This window comes from Haloferax prahovense DSM 18310 (genome assembly GCF_000336815.1).
Lineage (GTDB): Archaea > Halobacteriota > Halobacteria > Halobacteriales > Haloferacaceae > Haloferax > Haloferax prahovense.
The window spans coordinates 276,126-297,681 of record NZ_AOLG01000054.1; the positions used below are offsets into that span (position 1 = coordinate 276,126).

Genomic DNA, 21,556 nt, shown 5'->3' on the forward strand with positions numbered 1-21,556 from the left:
CGTTAGTTGAATACGTGTGATTTGACCGCTTTTCCGACCGCCTGTTCCACCGGGTCGAAGAGCGCCGGGTCGGCCATCCCCGCGCCCAGAGAGAGGTTCGCCGCGGGCGCGACGACGACCGCAACCGACCGGCCCTCCGCGAGTTCCGCCGTCGAGACGGGCATCCCCGTCTCGGCGTCGAGCGTCGTGATGAGGTCCGGAAACGTCGCGAGGCGCTCGCCGTCGAGTTCGAGCGTCATGTACTCGTTCCAGAAGGTGAGCTCGCGCCCCTCGATTTCGACCTCGCCCACGTCGAAGCCGCCGGTCGTTTCGAGTGCGAACGACTCGACGGGACCGACGAGCGAGACCTCGCCGCCGACGGCGTCGGCGACGCGTTCGGCGGCGTCGCGGCCGTCGTCAGCGAGCCTGACCGCGCGACCGACCGCTTCGGCCTGGTCGTACGTGTCGAGCGCCGCGTTCGCCTCGGCGTAGCTCGCGGGAACCGGGTTGCGGGCGACCGCAACGAGGCCCCCGGCGTCTTCGGCCGCGTGCCGGACGAGCGACGCCGCCGTGCCGAGTTCGGCCTCGACGACCGTCTCCAGTCGGGCCGCGGTGCCCGGCACGCCGCCGACCGCCGCCTGCACCGACTCGGAGTCCTGCGACAGCCCGATAGAGCCCATCGGCCCGGTCGGATGCGCCCGCCCGTTGCAGGCGGCATCGACGAGCGGGAGGCCCGTCACGGCGGACTGGAGCAGCCCGTTCACCGTGGCGAACCCGCCCATCTCGTTCGTCATCAGCGCGCCGACGGTCGTCCCGTCGGCCGCGAGTCTGTCCACCAACAGTTCCACCGCGCGCACGTAGTCCGCGGGGTCGACGTGGCTGTCGGTCGCGGCGGGCGCGCCCACGCCGCTGACGGTCAACACCACGTCCGTCGGGTCGAGGTCGGCGACCGAGACGATTGTCGGCCGCCCGTACTCCACGGCGAGTTCGCCGAACTCGATACCTTTGGCCAGCGAGCCGCCGCCCCCGCCGCCGAGGACCGCGCCGCCGACCGCGACGTCTTCGACCCATTCCGCCGTTATCGTCCGCTCGCCGTCCGTCGGCGCGGGCCCGTCCGTCGGCGCGGGCTGTGCGTCGTCTCTTGGCGCGCTCTGCGTTCCGTCCGTCTGTGTCCGCGTGTCGTCTGTCGTCATTGGGGTTCCTCGGGGGCGTCTGCGTCGTCGGCCGTCACGCTGAGGAAGGCGTTCGGCCGCTGTTTGTCGGCGTTGCGAAGCGTCGCGGTCCCCCGCGCCCGGAGCCGCTTCATGCCCGCCGCGAGCAGGTGATACGTCTGGTCGCGACCCATCGATTCGAACAGCCCGTCGGACTTCGCCACCGCCGTGGCGCAGACCTCGTCGTCGCGGCACGGCCGGTCGCAGGCCGAACACGCCGGCTGGGCGGCCTTGAACGCCGCCGGGTCCGACGCGCACGATCGGAGGAGTTCATCGGTCCACGGGCGGTTCCGTCGCGCCCGCCGGAGGGCGGCGAGGCGCGCCGCGCGCTCTGCGGTCATTCCCACTCCGCGCCCTCCTCGAACCGGTCGTCGTGGAGGAAACACCGGGCGACCTGGTCCGGGCCGCGCTCGTACAGTTCGGGCTCCTCGACCGCGCAGGCGTCGAACTCGTGGGCGCAGCGCGAGCGGAAGGCACAGCCGCTCGGCTTCTCCCGCGGGTCCGGCACCTCGCCGTCGAGCGTGATTCGGTCGGGCTTCGCCAGTTCGTCCTCCTCGCTGATGGTCGAGATGGCGGAGAGGAGCGCCCGGCTGTAGGGGTGTTGCGGCGACCCGAACACCGAGTCCACGTCGCCGACCTCGACGAGCCGACCGAGGTACATGACGCCGATGCGGTCGGCGACGTTCTTCAGGAGCGAGAGGTCGTGGGTGATGAACAGGTAGGTGATGCCGAACTCCTCCTGTATCTCCTCGAGGATGTTGATGATTCGGGCCTGCACGCTCACGTCGAGGGCGCTCGTCGGCTCGTCGAGGACGACGAACTTCGGGTTGAGCGCCACGGCGCGGGCGATGCCGACGCGCTGTTTCTGGCCGCCCGAGAGCTGTCCGGGGTAGCGGTACATGAACTCCCGCGGGAGGTCCACCATGTCCAGCAGTTCCTCGACCCGTTCGAGTCGGGCCTCGGAGTCGCCGTAGTCGTGAATCTTCAGGGGGGCCTCGATAATCGACTTGACGCGGTGTCGCGGGTTGAGGCTCGACGCCGGGTCCTGGTGGACGATTTGCATGTTCCGGCGGAACCGCTTGAGCTCGCCGTCGGAGAGGTCGACGACGTTCTGGCCGTCGATTTCGACCCGCCCGCTGGTCGGCTCCGTCAGGCGGAGCATCGACCGGCCGGTCGTCGTCTTGCCGGAGCCCGATTCGCCGACGAGGCCGAACGTCTCGCCCTCCGCGATGGAGAAACTCACGCCGTCGACGGCGCGGACTTCCCCCGCCTTCTTCTGGAAGATGCCCTCGAACAGCGGGAAGTGTTTCTTGAGGTTCTCGACCGAGACCATCGGGTCGTCGAGGTCCCGGTCGGGCTGTGCCGCCGCCGTCGGTTCGGTCGTGTACGCTGAGTCGTTCATTGGTCCGTCCCCCCGTCGGCGGAGATGTCGCCGGGAGCGTCGCCGCCGGTCAGCCACGGCGCAGTGCCGATGTTGACCGGGTCGGTGGCGAGCGATTCGTGACGCTCGCGGGCCGGGAGCCCCTCGAACAGGTGACACGCGGTCGCGTGGTCGGGACCGGTCTGCCGCGGGTACGGGTACGCCTCGTGGCAGGCCGCCTCCGCGTGCGGACAGCGGTCGGCGAACCGACAGCCGGCCGGCGGGTTCGTGTAGTCGGGCAGGTGCCCCTCGATGCCGTCGCCGATGCCGGTCGAGAGCGTCGGGATGCTCTCCAACAGCCCGCGGGTGTAGGGGTGCTGGGGGTTCGCAAACAGGTCGGCGGTCGGCGCTTGCTCGACGATTTCGCCCGCGTACATCACGTTGATTCGGTCGCTGACCTCGCGGGCGACCCCGAGGTCGTGGGTGATGTAGAGGACGCTCGTGTCGCGTTCCTCGACGAGTTCGTCGAGGAGGTCGAGCACCTTCGCCTCGGTCGTCACGTCGAGGGCGGTGCCCGGTTCGTCGGCGATGAGCAGGTCCGGCTCCGACAGGAGCGCGATGGCGATGAGGACGCGCTGGCGCATCCCCCCGGAGAGTTCGACCGGGTAGCTCTCGAAGACGCGCTCGGGGGCCGAAATTTCGACCTCGCCGAGCATCTCGATGGCCCGCGTTCTGTGTTCGGCCTTCGCGCCGGTCGACAGCGTGTCGCGGACGAGCTTCGACAGCGACAGGCGCGGTCGCCCCTGCCACTTCAGCACGTCCATCATCTGCTCGCCGACCGTCAAGACGGGGTTGAGACTCGTCATCGGGTCCTGCATTATCATGCTCATCTCCTTGCCGCGCCGCGAGTGGCGCTCGGCGTCGGAGAGGGAAAGCACGTCTTCGCCCTTGTAGCGAATCTCGCCTTCGGGGATGGTCGCCGAGGGGAGCAGTCCCATGATGGATTTCACGGTGACGCTCTTGCCGCAGCCCGTCTCGCCGACGAGCGCCGCGGTCTCGCCGCGGTCGATGCTGAAGTCGATGCCGTTTATCACTTCGGCCGTCCCGTCGTGGGTCTCGAAGTGGACGTGGAGGTTCTTGACCTCCAAGATGGGGTCGGCCATCTCAGTCAACCTCCACGTCGAGCACGTCGCGCAGGCCGTCGCCGATGAAGTTGAACCCGAGGACGGCGAACGAAATCGCCAGCCCGGGGAACACGGCTATCCACCAGAAGCTCGTGACGTAGTTGCGGCCCTGTGCAATCATCGCGCCCCACGTCGGTGTCGGCGGCTGCGCGCCGAGGCCGAGGAACGACAGGCCCGCGCCGACGAGGATGACGAAGCCCATGTCGAGGGTCGCCTTGACCGTGATGGGGCTGACGACGTTCGGGAGAATCTCTTTGAACGTCGTCCGCACCCACCCCGACCCGAGCGCCCGGCTCGACTCGATGAACTCGTCTTCCTTTATCGAGAGCACCTCGCCCTGCACTAGGCGGGCGTACCACGACCACCACGAGAAGGCGATGGCGACCATGACGTTGAACAGCGACGCGCCGGTCGCGGCGACCACCGCCATGGCGAGGAGCGTGGGCGGAATGGCGAGGAAGATGTCCGTCACTCGCATGATGACGGTGTTCGTCGTCCCGCCGAGGTAGCCCGCGATGAGCCCGAGCGTCACGCCGATGGAGATGGCGATCGAGAGGACGATGCCGCTCATCAGGAGCGACAAGCGCGCCCCGAACAGGACGCGGCTGAAGATGTCGCGGCCGGTCGTGTCGGTGCCCATCAGGTGCGTCGCGCTCGGCGGCTCGCTCGCCTGGTCGAAGTAGACGCCCGCACCGGCGTGTTCGGGGAACGGCGCGATGTACGGCGCGAGGAGCGCCGCGACGACGAGCGTCAGAATCATCGCCAGTCCGACGAGCGAGAGCTTGTTGCCCGCGAAGGTCCGAAAGCCGCGTTTGAGCTGTCGAATCCGCTCTTTTCGGGCGGCGCTCTCGGTATCGAAAAACGGGAGCGAGGTCTTCGTAGACACGGCTATCCCTCCTCCAGCCGCACCCGCGGGTCGAGGTAGCCGTACAGCAGGTCGACCACGAAGTTGGCGGTCACGAAGCCGATACCGACCACGATGGTGACGCCGACGATGGCGTTGAAGTCCTGATAGAGGATGGCCTGGACGCCGTAGCGCGCCATCCCCGGCCACGCGAAGACGATTTCCACGAGGAACGCGTTCCCGAGGAGGAAGCCGAACGCGAGGCCGACCACCGTGAGTGAACTCGTAAAGGCGTTTTGTAGCATGTACTTGTATTCGATGAGGGCGTTCGGAAGGCCGTAGGCCCGGGCGGCGAGGACGTAGTCCTTGCGCTGCTCGTCGATCATGTCCGAGCGGATGAGCCGCATCACCTGTGCCAGCGTGGCGAGGCCGAGCGCGACGGTCGGCAACAGGAGGTGCGTGGCCGCGTCGAGGAACGTCCCGAACTGGCCGGCGATGAGGCTGTCGACCAGATACAGGTGCGTGACCGCCGGCGGGGGAGCGACGCCGTCGCTGAGCCGCCCCGAGAGGGGCAACAGTCCGAGGCTGACGACGAAGACGATTTGCAGGACGATTGCGACCCAAAACCGCGGCATCGACACGCCGAACAGGGCGGTGATACGCGAGAGGTGGTCCTGCCAGCGGTCCTTGTTGGTTCCGGCGACGACGCCGAACGGAATCGCCAGTAGCACGGCGAAAAACAGCGTGACGACGGTCAGTTCGAGCGTCGCGGGCAGGCGGGCGACGATGTCCGAAAAGACGTTGTTGTTCGTCCGAAGCGACATTCCCCAGTCGCCCTGCACGACGCCGAACAGCCAGTCGGCGTACTGCATCGGCAGCGGCTGGTCGAGGCCCATCTCGGCCCGCAGCGCCGCGACTTGCTGTTGCGTTGCTTCCGGTCCGAGCGCCAACCGAACGGGGTCGCCCGGAATCACGCGGGATATCAGGAAGATGAGCACTGACAGCCCGAAGATGACGGGGACCGAGTGGATTGCGCGCCGAACGAGGTAATCTACGTATGACATTGGTGAGTTGGAAAGACGGCCCGAATCGGGGCGTCGAAAGTCGTCGGGCGACTACTTCGCCCGGCCCTCGCCGCTGCGAGTCATGGAGTGGACGTCCCAGTCGAACGACATCACGCCGCGGTACTGCCAGCCCTCGACGTTCTCGTTGATGCCGATGCGGTACGGCGGGTTGGCGATGTAGACACTCGGCATGCCCTCGACGATGAGCGCCTGCGCCTCCTCGTATGTCTCCAGTCGCGACTGGAGGTCGGAGGTCTGGCGCGCCTCTTCGAGGGTGGCCGCGATTTCGTCGGTGGAGTACCACGACTGGGAGATGTACGACCCGAACGAGGAGGGGTGGTACATCAGGTAGGTGTGGCTGTCCGGCGACGGCATCTTCGCCGTGTGGAAGATGTTCGTCATGTGGGCGGTCGACTCGGCGCTCGTCGCGCGGTCGGTGAGGCGGGCCCACTGCAGCGGGTTGATTTCGAGGTCGATTCCGAGTTCGCTCAGCCCGGCCTGGTTGAGAAGCCCCATCTGGCGCTGGAGTTCGGTCCCGGCGACGACGACGTGTTCGAGGCCGATTTCGTTGATTTCGTCGACGGAGTAGTCCGCCTTGTCGAGGAACTCCTTGGCCTTGTCGAGGTCCTGTTCCATCGGGACGAGGTCGCCGTTGTGGCCCGCCATCTCCCGGGGGACCGGCCCGGCCGCGACGCCGCCGCCGCCGATGATGTCGTTGACGGCGCTGTCGTAGTCGAACGCGTAGGCGATGGCCTTCCGGACGTTGATGTCGTCGGTCGGTGCCTTCTGGCAGTTCAGCGGGAAGTGGAACAACTGCAGCTGCGGCACCTCGGGGACGCGGACGTTGGAGTACGAGTCCATCTCGGCGTACGCCTGCGTGCCCATGTACTGGTCGGTCATGTCGCCTTCGCCCTGCTGCATCGTCGTCTTGATGGTGGACTCCTCGGTGATGACCGTCGAGCGGAACGTGTCGAAACTGTCCTCGCTCCAGCCCTTCCAGTAGTCCTCGTAGGCCGACGCCTCGATGGAGTTGCCCTGCTCCCAGTTGTCGAGGACGTACGCGCCGGAGCCGGCGGAGTTGTTCTGGAGGTAGGCGTTGCCGTAGTCGCCGTCGGTCTCGTTTTCCTGGACGACGGTACTGTTGACGATGTAGAACTGGACGAACGTCGCCAGCGCCGGGCCGTACGCCTGATTGAACTCGAAGGCGACCGTCTGCTCGTCGCGGACGGTGATGTTCGAGGGGTCGAGGTAGTCGAGCCAGAACGACGAGTACCCGCGCTGGAGCTCCAGCATCCGGGTGAGCGAGTACGCCACGTCGTCGGCGGTCAGCGGCGTGCCGTCGGAGAACGTCACGTCGTCGCGGACGGTGAACACCCACGTCTTCCCCTCGTCTTCGGTGTCCCAGCTCTCGGCGATGTGCGCCGTCGGCTGGAGCGTCTCGGCGTCGACCGTGATGAGTTCGTCGTAGAGGTTCTGCGCCGCGAGCCCCTGCGTGTAGTCGACCTGCTCTGCGGGGTCGAGCGTCCCGAAGACCTGCCCGGCGACGAAGTGGAAGTCGTTACCGCCGCTCGCGCCGCTTCCGCCGTCGCTCGTCTGTTCGGTCGTCGTCGAGTCGCCACCCGAACTGCCCTCGGTGGTCTCGGTCTGCTGGGTCCCCTGACAACCCGCGAGTGCGACGCTCGTCGCTCCCGCACCCATGAGTTTCAGGAGTTTTCTGCGTTCTATGTTGCCGGTTGGCATGGAGAGTTGTGGATACCCTATTCGTATAAAGCTTTCCTAGTGATTAAACATATCGTCGATAAAAGAAGTTGATTCATCTAATCATGACTTTGTAATAATTATAGAGAAGGCCGAGAACACACAGATATGGACGAATACGCACCATAGAAAGAAATAGAAGCTGATTCTCTTCTACTTCAGTTATCTAAGAACAGATATACACAGTCAAGAGTGGTAGTAGTGGACAGTAGTCGGCGCGGCAATCACGGGACGTCGCGGCGAGCGCGGCCGAGAACGAGGCGGAATCGACGCCGCCGCGAACAGTTATTCCGGGAGAAACAAGGCGGGTTCGGTGTGTCGGAACGAGCAACGACGGGTGTCCCCCAGGTCGCTCACCGTCGTCCGAATCTCGGGTTCGGTCCGAAGCGTTTCGACGAACGAGCGGTCGGTTCCAGGGTCGTAAAACACGGGGTAGAGGACCGCTTGCATCGTTTCTTCCGATTTCACGACGACGACGAAGATTCGAACGTTCGTGTCGCGGGCGCGGTAGACCTCGAACTGGTCGAACGCCGCGTCAGGTGCTGAAACGGTCGAGGAGAGCGTTTCGAGCTCCGAATCCGGGACGAGGAGCCGAAACCCGGCGTCGGCGGCCGCCGCCGCGTCCGTCGTGGCGACGTCTCCCGGATGAAGAACGAGCGTCTCCCAGCCCGAATCTTCGAGTTCCGCCGAAACCTCGTCGATCTCGGTGAGGATATCAGCCCAATCGGCGAGGGCCTTGTTCGTTCGGTTGATTTTTCCGCGTACCATGCCGACACCCTCCGTGAACGCGGAGTAAAAGTGTTTGGGGACAGAGATCCGCGTTCCACCGACGGCCTGCGATTCCGGTCGTCGGCCGCGCCGTTGAGAGTAAACGATTCGTTCACACATTGTATCCGATTCGGAGATTTTGAAGAAACATTCATATATATGAAGCTAAGCGGTATAACCGTGAGAATAGCAATGCCCGATTCGCAGGAGTGGATAGAGGACCCGCGCGTTGTCGAACTTCTCGAAGACCGGATGGACAAGAAGGACTATCTCATCTTCCGCGAACTGAACAAGGACGGGCGAATCTCGGACACGGAGCTCGCCGACCGCGTCGGACTCTCTCGGACGGCCGCGCGGCGGCGCCGCAAGATGCTCCAAGAGGACGGCATTCTGGAAATCTTCGCGCTGTTGGTCTTTCGGGCGGCCGACTACCCCTACGCCGAGGTCCACATCTCGTACGACAAGGGCTCCACGAACGACGAAATTACGGCGTTCATCGAACGGCTCCTCGACGAGGGGCTGGTCTACGAGGTCGCGGAGTGCATCGGCGAGTACGACCTGCTGATTCGCGTCTGGCAGTCCTCTTTGAGCAGTATCAACAGCTACGTCCGCGAACTCCTGCAGGACAGCGACGTGGTCGACAGCTACACCATCGTCCCCATCACCGACTCGTACAAGATGTTCCACCGGACGTTCTACAGGCCGGGCGAAGAGGCACCCGACGCGTCGTAACCGGGTCGGGGTCGCCGCGAGCGAGCGTCGGGTCGAGCGTACAGTCGAGAGCCGCCGGTCCTCGTGGGGCCTCCGACCGGCCGAACCAACACGTTTTAGGTTAGCCTAAACAATCTGTCGAGCGAACGACGAACGGACCGCGGCGTCGGCGACGGCCCGCGAACCAACACACAGAGACACTATGGTCGGCACGACACTCACCCAGATTCGGACTCACATCGAATCGCTCGCGAGCGACGACGGGACGTACGAACTCGTCTGCGGACGGACCGGAGAGCGGCCGGTCCCGGTGGACGGGCTCCGGTTCGAGGACCGTTCGACTGCGGAGGCCGCCGCCCGCGCGGCGAGACAGTACCGCTCCGCGCTCCGGCGGTACGACCCGAACGTCCCGTACTACGACCTCATCGTCTCGGAACACGACGACGTTCCGGGCTTCGGCGGCGCGGACGCGACCGCAAAGGGATGGGCGACCGCCGGTGCGACGCCCGGTCTTCCCGAACCGCCCTGCGACCTCGGAACCGACGCGGACGGCCGACCCGAGTGCGCCGGCGTCGGGCGCTCCGAGCGGGTCGAGTTCTGCCACCGGGTTGCGGCGGCGGTGTTCGAGGCGCTCGTGGACGCCGACCATCGGACTGTCGAGACGGCGGTGATGGACGCGTACTTCGACCTCGCGGAGACGATGTCCAGCGCGGACGACCTCTGTCTGCGCCTGTTGGAGAGCATGGCGACGGCGCTCCACGTCCACCTCACGTCGACCGAGCAGGCGGACGTGCTCGAACGCGCCGCCTCGAACCTCTCGTCGCGGCCCGAGTCGGCCGGGGCGCTGGAGGCGACGCTGGCGGAGATGGAGCGACTCGACCTCGTCGGGTCGTACACCTGCTCGTCGTGGCGGCCCGGTCCTGACTCCGGGACGAGGTCCGCGGAATTGACCCTCGAACGGTACGCACTCTCGGCGCGCGAGGGACGGCTTCCGGTGTTACCGGTCGTCCTCGACCTCTACCGCCGGGCGGAGTCGTGGAAGCCGGTCTCCCTGCACGTCACGCCGGCCGATGAAGGCTGGCACGCGACGCTTTCGGTCTCCTCGAAATCGAACGCGGTCGGACTGGCGAGCGTCCCGATTCACGAGCGCGCGGCCGACTGACTCGTTTTTCGTCTCGTCCCCTCGCGCCGACGCGACGGGCGCTCTTTCGACTCCGTCTCAGGCCCGAAAGCCGCGCAGGAACCCGGTGGCGACCCCGCCGCACCCGAGCGACACGAGGAGTTCGAACGTCCGCACGACGAGCACCGCCGCGGCCGCCCCCGCGGCCGGAGCGCCCGTCGTGAGACTAAGCGCGCCAGCGAGGAGCACGTCGTACGCCCCGAGACTTCCCGGGACGGGGACGACGCTCGCCGCCTGCGGGAGCGGGATGACGGCGACAATGGGGAGGAACGCAACGCTCGTGCCGGTCCCGGCGAGCGCGGCCCAGAGCGCGAGCGACGTGAGCAGTTGCTCGAAGACGCCGCTGAGCGCGATGACGCCGAGGAGTTCCGGCGCGTCGCGGAAGTGGACGACGCGCTCCCAAAACCGCTCGACTGCGGCGGCGACGGCGTCGCGGCCGAGCGGCGTCTCACGGGTGAGTCCAGAGACAGCGCGGACGACCGGGGTCAGGACCGCGACGACGACCGCCGAGAGCGCGTCTCGCGCCCAGACGAGCGCGACACCGACGACGAACAGCGCGACGACCGCGCCGGCCAGCGTCACGAGGACGAACCGCGGGGTCGGTGCGTCGAGAAAGAGGACGCCGACGACGGCGACCGAGAGAAGGAGCTGTGCGGCGGATTTGACGTACTTGGCGACGCCGCGGACCCCGAGGGCCTCGCTGTAGCTCGTCTCGGTCGCGACGCCGAAGAACTGCGCCATGATCGGCTCCGAACTCACCGGGCCGGCGGGGCTGAGCACGTCGAAGAAGTCGCCGGCGAACGCGAACTGGACGCTCGCCCGCGGCGAGAGCCCGCCGCGAAGGGGCCGAACCGACGCCCAGACGCCGAGGCCGTCGACGGTCGCCTCGGCGAGCATCAGAACGCAGACGACGCCGACGGCCCACGGGGCGACGGCCGCGACGCGCGAACCGACCTCCTCCGGGCCGACGTACCAGAGGTACGCCGCGAGCGCTCCGATACCGAGCCCCGCGCCGACGGCGAACCGAATCCCGCGTCTCACACCCGAAGGAAGCGAAGCCCGCTACAAAACCGCCGCGACTCGCGGCCGCGTCGGTCGTCGGGGCCTTGCCTCGATTCGAGGACTAAACCACGACGAGACGGCCGGCGGCCGTGGATTTATGCTCGCGAGTTCCTACTAGCCCCGATGTGGACTCCCCGTTCGAGACGCTCGGCATCGACCCGGACGCAGACGAGGACGAACTCGTCGACGCGTACCGTCGGCGGGTGAAATCGGCCCACCCCGACCACGGCGGGTCGGCCGAGGAATTTCAGGCGGTTCGGACGGCCTACGAGGCGATTCGAGCCGGCTATGAACCCGGCGACGAACTCGAACCCGTCGAGACGGACGGCCGTCGCCCGGCCGACGAGGGGGCGAGCCGAAACGGACAGCACGACGTCGGCACCGCCCGAAACGGCGAGACGGGCGACGGGACCGGCGGCGCGGGTTCCGATACCGGGCCCGACCCGGAACCCGAACCCGAACGACGCGGGGCGCGGGTCGAGTTCCTCGACTACGACGTGCTCACCGACCACGGCTGGTCGCTCGCCGACGACGACCTCTTCGAGAAGGCCGCCGAAAGCGGCCTCGACGGCGACGCCTACGGCGAGGTGTTCGTCGAGCCGCGGACCAACCTCCTGAAGGCCGCCGAGGACGCGGGCCACAGTTGGCCCTTCGCCTGTCGCGGCGGTGCCTGCGCGAACTGCGCGGTGGCGGTCGTCGAAGGCGACGTGAAGATGCCCTCGAACCACATCCTCTCGGAGGAGATGCTGGAACAGGGCGTCCGGCTGTCGTGTATCAGCCTCCCGGTGACCGACGACCTACAGGTCGTCTACAACATCGAACACCTCCCCGGCCTCGACGAACTTCGGCTCCCCCCGCAGCACGCCCGGAAGATGAGCGCGGGCGACTGACCGGAGACCGGCGGCTGGCCCGTCCGACGTGCGCCCCGGCGCGACCTCGGGGTTGTGCGTCACCCGCGCCCCAACGCGGCCGAATTAAGCTCCGATAGCGACCCTACAACGATATGAAAGGAACGCCGACGCGGAGAGACGTCCTTCGGCTCGCGGGCGCGGGCGCCGTGGCGGGAACGGTCGGGCTGGCTGGTTGCCTCGGCGGAAGCGGCGGCGGAACTGTCGACGCCGGGGGTGACGCGACGACGACGGGGGACGGGTCGACCGGAGCGTCGACCGACGAGGGCGCGTGGCGGACGACCGAACTCACTGACGTTCGCACCGGCGAGACGTTCACTATCGAGGGGCTCCTCGACCGACCGATTCTCCTGGAGACGTTCGCGGTGTGGTGTTCGAACTGCCTGCGCCAACAGCGCGAGTTGGTCGAGTTTCACGAGGCCGTCGGCGACGACGTGCTGACGGTCGCGCTCGACATCGACCCCAACGAGGACGCCGAGAAGGTCAGGAAACACGCGGAGGACCACGGCTTCGACTGGCGCTACGCCGTCTCGCCCGAACCGGTCACGAAGACCCTCACCGCCGAGTTCGGCTCGTCGATGGCGAGCGCCCCGGTTGTGCCGATGGTCCGGCTCTGTCCCGACGGGAGCGCGACGCGGCTCAAGGACGGTCACAAGACGACCACGTTCCTCCGCGAGCGGGTCGACGAGTGCTGACCGACCTCGCGCCACGGCTGTTCGAACTGTTCGTCCTCGGCGTCGGCACCCCGCTCACCGCGGCCTGCGCCCTCCCGCTGTATCCCGGCTTCCTCGCGTACCTCGCGCGGCAGAGTTCGCGGGCGAACGCGGAGTCGCCGTCACCAGCCGGCGGGACCGCCGACGGACGCGGTTCGAGAGGCCGCGGCGACGGGAACGGAGGCGAGGGTGAGGACGGAGACAGAGACGGAGACGGTGGCCTCCCGATAGCCGTCCTCGGCGGCCTCGTCACCGCCGGCGCGGTATCGTTCATGCTCGTCGTCGGCGTCGTGTTCTCGTTCCTCCTCGAACTGTCGCTCACGGCGGTCGTCGAGGTCGTCTCGCCGGCGGCCTTCGGCGTCCTCTTCGTCGTGAGCCTCGCGCTCCTCTTCGACGCGAAGGTGTTCGCGCGGCTCCCCACGGTCGAGCCGCCGGAGACGCGCCACCCGGCGCTGTCGGCGTTCGCCTACGGCTTTTTCTTCGGCGCAATCGTCCTGCCCTGCAACCCCGGCTTCATCGCCCTGTTCTTCGCGCGCGTCCCCGTGCTGTTCGACACCGCCGCCGAGAGCCTCCTCGGGTTCCTCGCGTTCGGCCTCGGCATCGGCGCGCCGCTTCTCGCCTTCGCCCTCGTCTCGGAGCGGTACAGCCGACGGGCGACCCGGTGGTTCGCCCGACACACCACCGCCATCAACCGTGTCACCGGCGCGGTCATGCTCGTCGTCAGCGCCTACTACCTGCTCGTCGTCTTCGACGTGCTCGGCGTCGCGCCCGTCCTCGAATCGCTCCTCGACGGGGTCGTCTGAGCCGGGAACTCGACCGGCGGAGACCGTCGCGAACCCCGGACCCGCAGAAGTGCCTATCACCGTCGGCCCCCTCTATCTAGAGAAGCACCAGATGAACGCCGACCAGCGAGCAGACCGGTACCGGACGGTCGTCGCCCGCCTCGAACGCCTCCCGACACGGGCGCGACTGGCCTTCGTTTCCGACCTCTGGGCCGCCCGCGGCTTCGAGACGCGCGTCGAGGCGGGGGTCGTCCGCGCCGAGCGCCGCGGCCGGTCGGTTCGGATTCGACCCGTCTTCGGCCGTCGGTCGAGAGCGTCGGCGGCGGCCGAGCGAGACACGGTCGGCGTGAGACACCTCGACGCCGGTGACATCGCCGAGGCACTCCTGTACGCCATCGACCGGCAGGACGCCGATGCGGTCTGTCGCCGCCAGTTCGGCGCGTCGCTCGACGACCTCCGGCCGCCGCTCCGGATGCGCGCCCGGCGGAGGGTCCGACGGCTCGGGGACCGAACCGCCGCGGTCGGCCGCGACGCCGCCCGGGGAATCACTGCGCTCTTCGTCGTCGTCGCCGTCGTGAGCGGGGCGGCTGTCGCCCTCGACCTCGTTCCCTCGCCGCTCGATGGGTCGATGCAGTCCGCCGGAGTCGGGACGGGCGGGGCCGGTGAGTCGGGACCGCCGACGGCCACGCCCGAGCGCGACGACGCGGCGGCGGAGGAACCGTCGGAAACCGCGGCGACCGAGACCGCCTCCGGGTCGGAACCGCGGAACGCCGGCGCGCCGGGACTCGGGAGCGGCCAGCGCCCCGGGCCGGTCGAACCCATCGAACCCGGCGAGTTGGAGCGCGTACCGGGTGTCGGGCCGGACGGCATCGAGAACCTGACCGCTCTCAGCGCGGCCCACGAGCGCGCGCTGGCCGACGAGTCCTACACGCTGTGGGTCGACATCTACCGACCCGAGGGCGCGGGCCCGAACTCGACGCGGAGACAGTACGACACCGACATCGCCGTCGCCGGAGAGCGGTACGTTATCGCCGAAACCGTCGAGTCGGGCCGCGAGCGGACCCGACTGGAGACGGTCTACTACGACGGGGACGCGTGGTACGTCGCCGAGACCGAAGACGGGGTCGAGCGGACCCGGCGGGTCGACGGCAACACCACCGCGCCGCCGGTGCAGTTCGAGCCACGGGGGTTGAACCGCGGGCTCGTCCGCCAGTACCTCGACACGCGGGCGACGAACGTGACCGGGAAAGTGACCGACGAGAACGTCACGTACTACCGAATCGAGGGGAGTCAACGTCCGGCCATCGGCGGCGTCGAACCGGTCCAGGACTACCAGTTCGTCGCTCACGTGGACGAGCAGGGGTTCGTCGCCGACGCGACGGCGACCTACGCGCTCGTCTCCGACGAGGGGTTCTACTGGGTGCGCTTCGAGTGGACCTACGGCCGCGTCGGCGAGACGACTGTGACGCCCCCGGCGTGGGTCGAGGGCGTCGAAAACGGGACCGTAGCTGGGATGGCGACGACAGCCGACAGCAACAGGCCGCCGGCGCTTCGGACGCCCGCCTGAACCGCAGTAAACCCCCGGCGGGATGCCTCGATGACGACTTTTATGCGCGTCCTCCGCCGAGCCCCGCTATGGCAATCGAGTCGGGAGACCGAGTCGCGCTCGCGTACGTCGGACGCTTCGAAGACGGGACCGTCTTCAACACCTCGCGGTACGAGGTCGCGGTCGAACACGGCCTGTACGAGGCCCAGGAGAAGGACCGCGACGACTACGCCCCCCAGACGTTCGTCGTCGGCGCGGGGCAGATTATTCCGGGGCTCGACGAGGCCGTCGTCGGGATGTCGGCCGGCGAGGAGGCCTCCGTGACGGTCCCGCCGGAAGACGCCTACGGCGAGTTCGACCCCGACCGGATTCGGACCTACGACCCCGAGACGTTCGAGGGGATGGTCGGCGAGACGCCCGAGGTCGGCCTGCACGTCCACGCCGAAAACGGGCTCCACGGCGACGTCACCGCCGTCCGCGACGACGCCGTCGAAGTCGATTTCAACCACGAACTCGCGGGGAAGACGCTCGTCTTCGACATCGAAATCGTCGCCGTCCAGTAGACGGTCGCGGCCGGTCGGAGCAGTTGGAGCAGTTGTGACGGGGCGATAGAACGGAACTGAGAGTGTATAAAGAGCGCCGAACCGCTACAGCGAGTGCTTGGGGACGATTTCCGGGTCGGGCGTGTAGTTGACCGCGGCCTCGACGCGGAACACGTCGGCGAGGAGTTCCTCGGTGACGACCTCGCGCGGCGGGCCCCAGTCGTACAGTTCGCCGTCCTGCATGGCGACGAGGTAGTCGGCGAAGCGCGCCGCCTGCGCGATGTCGTGGAGGACGACCGCGACCGTGACGCCGCGTTCCTCGTTGAGTTGGCGGACCGTCTCCAGCACCCGGAGCTGGTGGTGCAAGTCGAGGTACGTCGTCGGCTCGTCGAGGAGGAGCACGTCGGTGTCCTGTGCGAGCACCATCGCAATCCACGCCAGTTGACTCTGTCCGCCCGAGAGGTTGCCGATTTGCTTGTCGCGGATGTGCTCGACGCCCGCGAGGTCGATGGCGCGTTCGACCGCGTCGTGGTCGTCGTCGCTGACCTGCTCGAAGAAGCTCCGGTGGGGGTACCGGCCGTGGTAGACGAGGTCCTCGACGGTGAGCGACGTGGGCGAGTCGTGTTGCTGAGAGAGCAGTCCCAGCTCGCGCGCGAACGCCTTGTCGTCGTACTCGGTGATGGACTTCCCGTCGAGATAGACGTTCCCGGTGTCGGGCGAGAGCTGTTTGGCGAGCGACTTCAGGAGCGTGCTCTTGCCGGAGCCGTTCGGTCCGACGAGCGCCGTGATTTCGCCGCGCGGGATGTCGATTCGGTCACACTCGACGACCGGCTCCTCGCTCGTCGGATACGACAGTTCGAGTGCGTCACCGGTGAGCGCGCTCTCGCGTGTCGAGCCGTCTTCGACGCTCGCGCGTCCGTCCGCGGTCGCGTCCGTTTCGCCGTGTTGTACCATCTGTTGGGAGTCTCCTGATTGCTGTTCGGACATCACACTTCACCGATGTTCTGCTGTTTGCGCATGAGGTAGAGGAAGTACGGCCCGCCGACGAGACCCGTGACGACCCCGACCGGGAGCTGAATCGGGTTGAGCGCGAGGCGCGCGCCCACGTCGGCGGCGACCATCAGTGCCGGGCCGGCGAACAGACAGCCGACGACGAGGCGCTTGTAGTCGCTGCCGACCACGTTCCGGACCAAGTGCGGGACGACGAGTCCGACGAAGCCGACGATGCCGGCGACGGCGATGCTCGCCGCGGCCGCGAGGACCGCGACGCCCGAGAGGGCGAATCGGACCTTCTCGATGGACATCCCGAGCGAGCGGGCGGTCTGTTCGCCCAGAAGCAGGACGTTGAGCTGTCGGGAGCTCCCGAGCGCGAGGCCGATAGCGATAATCGACCACGGGAGGGCCATGCGAACCTGCTCCCAGTCGGTTCCGGTGAGCGAGCCGGTCGTCCACGCGATGGCGGACTGGACGACGCCGATGTCGTCGACGAAGAAGAACAGCCCCGTCTGGAGGCTCTGGAAGACGGTGCCGACGATGACGCCCGCGAGGACGAGCCTGACCGGCGAGGTGCCGTTCTTCCACGCGATGAGGTAGACGAGGACGAACGCGAACATCCCGCCGAGCGCCGCCAGAAGCGGGAGGTACGCCGCGAGCCCCGAGAAGACGACGAGCGTGAGGAGGATGAGCAGTCCGGCCCCCGACGAGACGCCGAGGATGAACGGGCTGGCCAGTTCGTTCCGGGTGACCGCCTGGAAAATCGCGCCCGAGATTGCGAGGTTCGCGCCGACGAGAGCGGCGACGAACACCCGCGGGAGCCGGATGTTCCAGACGATGAGCGTCCGCCGACTGAGGTCTGGGAGTTCGCCGCCGAGGAGGAACACCTGCCAGACCTGCGGGTCGAAGATGACCGCGGGGTCGAAGACGGCGCGCCACGCCTCGCCGATGGTCATCGAGAAGGCGCCGAAGCTGACCTGCACGAGGCCGCCGGCCACGACGACCACGAGGCTGGCGAGACAAAGCGACACGAGGGAACCGTCTATCCAGCCGAACAGCCGGTTCAGCACCGACCCCGAGGACTGTTCTGTCGGCGTCGTCCCGCTCACTGCTCGACACCTCCGAGTTCGCGTCCGTCGAGGGAGTCCGCGAGCGCCTCGTCAGGGAGCGCGTCGAGGACGCGTTCGGTGCCGATCACCTCGACGAGTCGCCGGATGCCGCGGGGTTCGGCGGTCTCGACCTCGTGGTCGGTCCGGCGGGTGTCGAACGCCCGGTCGATGTAGGACTCGCGGAGTTCCGCGAGGCGCTCGTCGTCGAGGTCGGCGTCGTCGGGGACCTCGCTTTCGAACCACTCGCGCCAGCGGTCGCGGTCGCCCCACTCGCCTTGGAACTCGGTGTCGGCGCGGAGCCAGTCGTAGTGGGCCGCGAGGTCGCCGGGGAAGCCGCGTTCGCGCCGGCGGTCCTCGACGAGACACCGGGCGACGTGGCCGCCATGTCCGGCGGCGATACCGACCTGCGCGTTCCGCTCGCCCGACGGGGCGGCGACGTACAGCCCCTCGACCGGGGTCCGCCCGTCGTCGTCGGCGTAGTCGGAATCGAAGTGCTCGTGGACCTCGCCGTGGTGGTCGTGTTCCTCGAACATCGCGTCCTCGTCGTCGAGGCCGCGGAGGTAGTCGCCGTCGTACCACGCGGCGGCGACGACGTAGTCGGCTTCGACCCGGCGGCCGTCCTGCGTACGGACGACGAAGCGCCGGGCGTCGGCGTCGAACACGCTCGACTTGGTCTCGCTCGCGTCCGCGTTCTCGTCGGCGTCACTCGCGTTTCCACCCGCATCGTCGCCCGGTCGCTCGACCGAGACGACCATGTCCGCGACGTAGTCCGCGCCGACCTCCGCGACGTGTTCGTGCATGAGCGCGGTGAAGGTGTCGACGCCGATACCAGCGGGGAAGCCGAGGTAGTTTTCGAGGTACGCACACCGGCGGAAGGCGGCGTTGCCCCGGTCGAAAACGACGGTATCGAGGCCGTATCGCGCGGTGAAGACGGCCGCGGCGCACCCCGAGGGACCGCCGCCGACGACGACCACGTCCGTCGAGTCGGGTTCGGTGCCTTGGTCGGTCACGGCTCAGACCGCCCCCGTGAGAACAGCCCGTCGAAACGCGTGGTCGAAGCCGGCTCCGTCTTCGTTCATACGTTTTAGGCGTCCCTAATACAATAAACCACTTTCGGATTTTAGGGACTCCTAAATCCACCGACACGCGGAGAACGGCCCGCAAAGCGGCTGGCGCACGCGAATCAGCGGTAACGACGTCCGAGAGAAAGGCCGGCAGACTGCCGGACGAACGCGGCCCAGCGTGGCCGAAATCCCCTCAGCCGAGGAGGTACCGGAGCTTCGGTCGCTGGCGGACGAACTCTATCTCCTCGAGGTACGCGTCGAGGCCGAGGATGCGGCCCGCCGCGAGCGCGCCGACGACGAGGAACAGCACGAGCCCCAGCAGGTCGCCGTTGACCAGCCCGTGTCCCCAGTCGGCGTTGCCGAGGTAGAAGAACGTCATGAGGAACGTCCCCCCGGCGGCGGCGAGTCGGACGGCAGCCCCGGTGATGAGCGCGAACCCGATGAGCGTCTCGCCCAGCGGGACCATGAAGTTCGTGAACTCGAGCATCCACGGCGTCTGGCCGACCCACGCGAGGAACGCGTGGACCGGGCCGGGCGCGCCGGTGGTGCCGTTCACGAGCCAGCCGCCCGCGTTAAACGGCTCGGCGGCGAGGTACTTCGTCACCCCCGCGTGGAGGAACCAATACCCCGTGACCAGTCGGGCGAACACGAGGACGTAGCCGGTGACGCCCTCGGCGTAGTCGAACTCCATCCGGTTCCCCAGCATCTCGATTTCGCCGGTTGCGGCCATCGTCTGTCACCTCACATGTGAAGCGTGGGCCGCCGGGAGATTATAAACCCGGACCGATTTTCGAATCCTCGGAAACTGGGAATCGGCGGGCCGTCCACGTCGATTCGAACCGGTACCCTCGGCGGGCGCGGACGCGAAGATACGTCTCGACGCGGTGTCGTGGGTTCCACCGGTCACGCGGCCGACGGCCGCCGTCGTCGGGCGAGACTGACCCGTCCCCCCGACTCACTCGGGCGTGATGACGACCCCGTCGTCGTCGGCGTGGTCCATCGCCACCTCGTGTCGCGTGTGGCGGGCGTGGGTGCGGGCCCATCGACGGGCGCTGGCCTCGGAGAGGAACTGCTCGCCGTCGGGACACTGTCGGCAGCTAACGACCCACGGCGAGACGTCGTCCGGGAAGTGTCCGGTGTGGCGACGGTGGTCGAGCGCGAACTGCTCGACCGACTGGTTGCCGAGCTGTAGCTCGTCCAGTTCGTACGAGAGGTCCCACTCCTCGCCGCACCGCGAACACGAGACGGTCGGCGTATCGTCTATCGGGGCCGTCGGAGAGTGCGTGCGAAAGTCGTCGTCGCTCGGTGGAGACACAGGCGGGATTGGGACCGCGGCCTCTTGTAACCGCCTGCCCCCGAAGTGAAAGACAATCTGTTGATAAATTCCCGTGGAATCGGCCGGACGAGGCTCCCGGTCGCCGACCCTCACTCCGCGTTCGACGCCCAGTCTCTGACCAGCGCGACGGCGAAAACCGTCAGAAGGGCGGCGATGCCGGCGTTCCGCGCGAAGTCGCCGGTGTCGCCGGCGGCGAGTCGGACGACGCCGAGCGCGAGGAGGAGTCCGATGACGAGCGCGAACAGGACGGCCGCCCACGACCGCGCGTGCATGGTCGGGGGTAGCGGGTCGCCGGTGAAAACCGTTCAGGTCGGCGCATCGAACCGGTACCCCCAGTCGTGACACCCAGTTCTCCCCGCCGTCCGGGTCGGGCGCGTCTCGGATTCAGGCGCTCGCGTCGTAGCCCGCCTCTTCGACGGCCGCGACGAGGGCGTCGGTGTCGGCGTCGCCCTCGACGGTCGCCCGCTCCGCCTCGCGGTCGGCGGTCGCGTCCTCGACGCCGTCGACGCCGGCGAGGGCGTCGGCGACGCGCTGTTCGCAGTGTTCGCAGGTCATCCCGGTGACGGTGAGCGTGGTCGACATGCGGTTCGAGATAGGAGCTTCCCGATTTAGTGGATTTCCCTTTCGTCGGGTCGACAAACTCCCGACGTTAACTTTCGATTCGAAAGCCAAACGCGAGGAACACCTATGACATCGTGGTACCAACTGAGTCGCATGCGCGCGCTCGACGAAACAGACCTCCACATCCTCGAACTCCTCGCCGAAGACGCCCGCCGACCCTTCAGCGACATCTCCGCCGAAGTCGGCCTCTCCGCGCCGGCGGTCTCCGACCGTATCGACCGCCTCCGCGAGGAGGGCATCATTCGCCGATTCACCGTCGACCTCGACCAGTCGACGCTCTCGGGGGGGACGCCCGTACTCGTCAGACTCACCGTCCGCCCGGAGTTCGTCGACGAGGTCCGCGACGCCCTCCGAGCGGCAGACCCGGTCCACCACCTGTTCGTCGCGGCGGACGGCGAAGTGACCGTCCACGCCCGGCTCGACGGGGACTCCGTCCGCGCCCAGTTGGACGAGCTCGTGGACCTCTCGCGGGTCCGCGACTACGAGGTGAGCCTCGTGGAATCCGCCGAGTGGACGCCGACGGTCAACGGAACCGGCTTCGCCCTCGAGTGCGCCGAGTGCGGCAACACGGTGACGAGCGAGGGCGAGAGCGCCCGCATCGGCGGGACGCTCTACCACTTCTGCTGTTCGTCCTGTCTCGGCCGGTTCGAAGACCGGTACGACCGCCTCGAAGCCGGCGCGAACGATGATTGACCGGGCGGGCGACGAGTGGGTGGCGTGAGCGGCGACTGAGCCTCGAAGCCAGCGGTTTCGAATCCAAAGTTCGGCCCCTCGATGACGCTCGGTTCTGAAGGGACAATCGAGGTAAGAGAGGGGCACGT

The 21,556-nt window shown here is 67.7% G+C and carries 24 protein-coding genes; 8 read left to right on the forward strand and 16 right to left on the reverse strand.

The annotated features are described in order from the left end of the window. Positions 1–2: 2 nt before the first annotated feature. From C457_RS17240 to C457_RS17275, 8 genes are all read right to left on the reverse strand, one after another. Entirely contained in the window at positions 3–1,172 is a 1,170-nt protein-coding gene (locus tag C457_RS17240) for a DUF917 domain-containing protein (protein WP_008096658.1), read from the reverse strand. Next, a complete protein-coding gene (locus C457_RS17245; RefSeq protein WP_008096659.1) occupies positions 1,169–1,531 on the reverse strand; it encodes a hypothetical protein in 363 nt (120 codons plus the stop codon). The genes C457_RS17240 and C457_RS17245 overlap by 4 nt, the downstream gene beginning before the upstream one ends. Beyond that, complete coding sequence (locus C457_RS17250; protein ID WP_008096661.1) at positions 1,528–2,592, reverse strand: ABC transporter ATP-binding protein; 1,065 nt, start codon at positions 2,590–2,592, stop codon at positions 1,528–1,530. Before C457_RS17250 ends, C457_RS17245 begins: the two co-directional genes overlap by 4 nt. Beyond that, a complete protein-coding gene (locus C457_RS17255) occupies positions 2,589–3,713 on the reverse strand; it encodes an ABC transporter ATP-binding protein (RefSeq protein ID WP_008096663.1) in 1,125 nt (374 codons plus the stop codon). The genes C457_RS17250 and C457_RS17255 overlap by 4 nt, the downstream gene beginning before the upstream one ends. Position 3,714: 1 nt before the next feature. Next, entirely contained in the window at positions 3,715–4,620 is a 906-nt protein-coding gene (locus C457_RS17260; RefSeq protein ID WP_004976505.1) for an ABC transporter permease, read from the reverse strand. Positions 4,621–4,622: 2 nt separating this feature from the next. After that, positions 4,623–5,642 (reverse strand): ABC transporter permease, encoded by a 1,020-nt coding sequence (locus C457_RS17265; RefSeq protein ID WP_008096667.1) that lies wholly within the window; start codon positions 5,640–5,642, stop codon positions 4,623–4,625. Between the two features lie 51 nt (positions 5,643–5,693). Further along, a complete protein-coding gene (locus tag C457_RS17270; RefSeq protein ID WP_008096668.1) occupies positions 5,694–7,382 on the reverse strand; it encodes an ABC transporter substrate-binding protein in 1,689 nt (562 codons plus the stop codon). Between the two features lie 303 nt (positions 7,383–7,685). Further along, on the reverse strand, positions 7,686–8,168 hold the full coding sequence (locus C457_RS17275; protein ID WP_049913684.1) for a DUF7529 family protein: 483 nt from the start codon (positions 8,166–8,168) through the stop codon (positions 7,686–7,688). Between the two features lie 192 nt (positions 8,169–8,360). Here C457_RS17275 and C457_RS17280 point away from each other — a divergent pair, with 192 nt between their 5' ends. Beyond that, a complete protein-coding gene (locus tag C457_RS17280; protein WP_004976509.1) occupies positions 8,361–8,900 on the forward strand; it encodes an Lrp/AsnC family transcriptional regulator in 540 nt (179 codons plus the stop codon). A gap of 181 nt (positions 8,901–9,081) precedes the next feature. Next, positions 9,082–10,041, forward strand: coding sequence for a DUF7551 domain-containing protein (locus C457_RS17285; RefSeq protein WP_008096672.1), 960 nt, complete (start codon positions 9,082–9,084; stop codon positions 10,039–10,041). A 57-nt stretch (positions 10,042–10,098) separates the two neighbouring features. On the opposite strand, the gene C457_RS17290 is transcribed toward C457_RS17285, so the two are convergent. Continuing rightward, the gene (locus tag C457_RS17290; protein ID WP_008096674.1) at positions 10,099–11,100 is read right to left on the reverse strand and encodes a lysylphosphatidylglycerol synthase transmembrane domain-containing protein; all 1,002 of its coding nucleotides are present in this window, start codon (positions 11,098–11,100) and stop codon (positions 10,099–10,101) included. Positions 11,101–11,246: 146 nt separating this feature from the next. Between C457_RS17290 and fer the strand changes: the two genes are divergently transcribed. From fer to C457_RS17315, 5 genes are all read left to right on the forward strand, one after another. Further along, positions 11,247–12,011, forward strand: coding sequence for a ferredoxin Fer (gene fer / locus C457_RS17295; protein ID WP_008096676.1), 765 nt, complete (start codon positions 11,247–11,249; stop codon positions 12,009–12,011). A 113-nt stretch (positions 12,012–12,124) separates the two neighbouring features. Next, positions 12,125–12,724: a TlpA family protein disulfide reductase gene (locus tag C457_RS17300; protein WP_008096678.1), complete on the forward strand. Its 600-nt coding sequence runs from the start codon at positions 12,125–12,127 to the stop codon at positions 12,722–12,724. Beyond that, positions 12,718–13,545: a hypothetical protein gene (locus tag C457_RS17305; protein WP_008096680.1), complete on the forward strand. Its 828-nt coding sequence runs from the start codon at positions 12,718–12,720 to the stop codon at positions 13,543–13,545. The genes C457_RS17300 and C457_RS17305 overlap by 7 nt, the downstream gene beginning before the upstream one ends. Positions 13,546–13,594: 49 nt before the next feature. Next, positions 13,595–15,091 (forward strand): hypothetical protein, encoded by a 1,497-nt coding sequence (locus C457_RS17310; protein ID WP_239640773.1) that lies wholly within the window; start codon positions 13,595–13,597, stop codon positions 15,089–15,091. 68 nt (positions 15,092–15,159) lie between these two features. Continuing rightward, entirely contained in the window at positions 15,160–15,633 is a 474-nt protein-coding gene (locus C457_RS17315) for an FKBP-type peptidyl-prolyl cis-trans isomerase (protein ID WP_008096684.1), read from the forward strand. An 84-nt stretch (positions 15,634–15,717) separates the two neighbouring features. On the opposite strand, the gene C457_RS17320 is transcribed toward C457_RS17315, so the two are convergent. The 7 genes from C457_RS17320 to C457_RS17350 all read right to left on the reverse strand — a co-directional run bounded on the left by C457_RS17320 (position 15,718) and on the right by C457_RS17350 (position 20,696). Next, positions 15,718–16,566, reverse strand: a complete 849-nt coding sequence (locus tag C457_RS17320) for an ABC transporter ATP-binding protein (protein ID WP_008096686.1) — start codon at positions 16,564–16,566, stop codon at positions 15,718–15,720. A 32-nt stretch (positions 16,567–16,598) separates the two neighbouring features. Continuing rightward, positions 16,599–17,714 carry a FecCD family ABC transporter permease gene (locus tag C457_RS17325; RefSeq protein ID WP_008096688.1) on the reverse strand — a complete coding sequence of 372 codons (1,116 nt, stop codon included), beginning with the start codon at positions 17,712–17,714 and terminating at the stop codon, positions 16,599–16,601. After that, positions 17,711–18,724 carry an FAD-dependent oxidoreductase gene (locus C457_RS17330; RefSeq protein ID WP_008096691.1) on the reverse strand — a complete coding sequence of 338 codons (1,014 nt, stop codon included), beginning with the start codon at positions 18,722–18,724 and terminating at the stop codon, positions 17,711–17,713. Before C457_RS17330 ends, C457_RS17325 begins: the two co-directional genes overlap by 4 nt. A gap of 247 nt (positions 18,725–18,971) precedes the next feature. After that, complete coding sequence (locus tag C457_RS17335; RefSeq protein ID WP_008096692.1) at positions 18,972–19,508, reverse strand: DoxX family membrane protein; 537 nt, start codon at positions 19,506–19,508, stop codon at positions 18,972–18,974. A gap of 225 nt (positions 19,509–19,733) precedes the next feature. Beyond that, the gene (locus C457_RS17340; RefSeq protein ID WP_004976525.1) at positions 19,734–20,093 is read right to left on the reverse strand and encodes a hypothetical protein; all 360 of its coding nucleotides are present in this window, start codon (positions 20,091–20,093) and stop codon (positions 19,734–19,736) included. 110 nt (positions 20,094–20,203) lie between these two features. Continuing rightward, positions 20,204–20,386, reverse strand: coding sequence for a hypothetical protein (locus C457_RS17345; protein WP_004976527.1), 183 nt, complete (start codon positions 20,384–20,386; stop codon positions 20,204–20,206). Between the two features lie 112 nt (positions 20,387–20,498). Further along, positions 20,499–20,696: a CopZ family metallochaperone gene (locus C457_RS17350; RefSeq protein WP_004976528.1), complete on the reverse strand. Its 198-nt coding sequence runs from the start codon at positions 20,694–20,696 to the stop codon at positions 20,499–20,501. Positions 20,697–20,828: 132 nt separating this feature from the next. On the opposite strand from C457_RS17350, the gene C457_RS17355 reads away from it, so the two are divergent. Next, entirely contained in the window at positions 20,829–21,428 is a 600-nt protein-coding gene (locus C457_RS17355; protein WP_049913686.1) for an AsnC family transcriptional regulator, read from the forward strand. Positions 21,429–21,556 lie beyond the last annotated feature (128 nt).

What these genes read in the sequence shown, in the direction of transcription:
- C457_RS17345 (WP_004976527.1), bottom strand. Translation starts at nt 20,386, where the DNA reads ATGCACGCGCGGTCGTGGGCGGCCGTCCTGTTCGCGCTCGTCATCGGA.
- C457_RS17265 (WP_008096667.1), bottom strand. Translation starts at nt 5,642, where the DNA reads ATGTCATACGTAGATTACCTCGTTCGGCGCGCAATCCACTCGGTCCCC.
- C457_RS17335 (WP_008096692.1), bottom strand. Translation starts at nt 19,508, where the DNA reads ATGGCCGCAACCGGCGAAATCGAGATGCTGGGGAACCGGATGGAGTTC.
- C457_RS17315 (WP_008096684.1), top strand. Translation starts at nt 15,160, where the DNA reads ATGGCAATCGAGTCGGGAGACCGAGTCGCGCTCGCGTACGTCGGACGC.
- C457_RS17250 (WP_008096661.1), bottom strand. Translation starts at nt 2,592, where the DNA reads ATGAACGACTCAGCGTACACGACCGAACCGACGGCGGCGGCACAGCCC.
- C457_RS17255 (WP_008096663.1), bottom strand. Translation starts at nt 3,713, where the DNA reads ATGGCCGACCCCATCTTGGAGGTCAAGAACCTCCACGTCCACTTCGAG.
- C457_RS17240 (WP_008096658.1), bottom strand. Translation starts at nt 1,172, where the DNA reads ATGACGACAGACGACACGCGGACACAGACGGACGGAACGCAGAGCGCG.
- C457_RS17355 (WP_049913686.1), top strand. Translation starts at nt 20,829, where the DNA reads ATGCGCGCGCTCGACGAAACAGACCTCCACATCCTCGAACTCCTCGCC.
- C457_RS17245 (WP_008096659.1), bottom strand. Translation starts at nt 1,531, where the DNA reads ATGACCGCAGAGCGCGCGGCGCGCCTCGCCGCCCTCCGGCGGGCGCGA.
- C457_RS17300 (WP_008096678.1), top strand. Translation starts at nt 12,125, where the DNA reads ATGAAAGGAACGCCGACGCGGAGAGACGTCCTTCGGCTCGCGGGCGCG.
- C457_RS17270 (WP_008096668.1), bottom strand. Translation starts at nt 7,382, where the DNA reads ATGCCAACCGGCAACATAGAACGCAGAAAACTCCTGAAACTCATGGGT.
- C457_RS17280 (WP_004976509.1), top strand. Translation starts at nt 8,361, where the DNA reads ATGCCCGATTCGCAGGAGTGGATAGAGGACCCGCGCGTTGTCGAACTT.
- C457_RS17285 (WP_008096672.1), top strand. Translation starts at nt 9,082, where the DNA reads ATGGTCGGCACGACACTCACCCAGATTCGGACTCACATCGAATCGCTC.
- C457_RS17275 (WP_049913684.1), bottom strand. Translation starts at nt 8,168, where the DNA reads ATGGTACGCGGAAAAATCAACCGAACGAACAAGGCCCTCGCCGATTGG.
- C457_RS17350 (WP_004976528.1), bottom strand. Translation starts at nt 20,696, where the DNA reads ATGTCGACCACGCTCACCGTCACCGGGATGACCTGCGAACACTGCGAA.
- C457_RS17320 (WP_008096686.1), bottom strand. Translation starts at nt 16,566, where the DNA reads ATGGTACAACACGGCGAAACGGACGCGACCGCGGACGGACGCGCGAGC.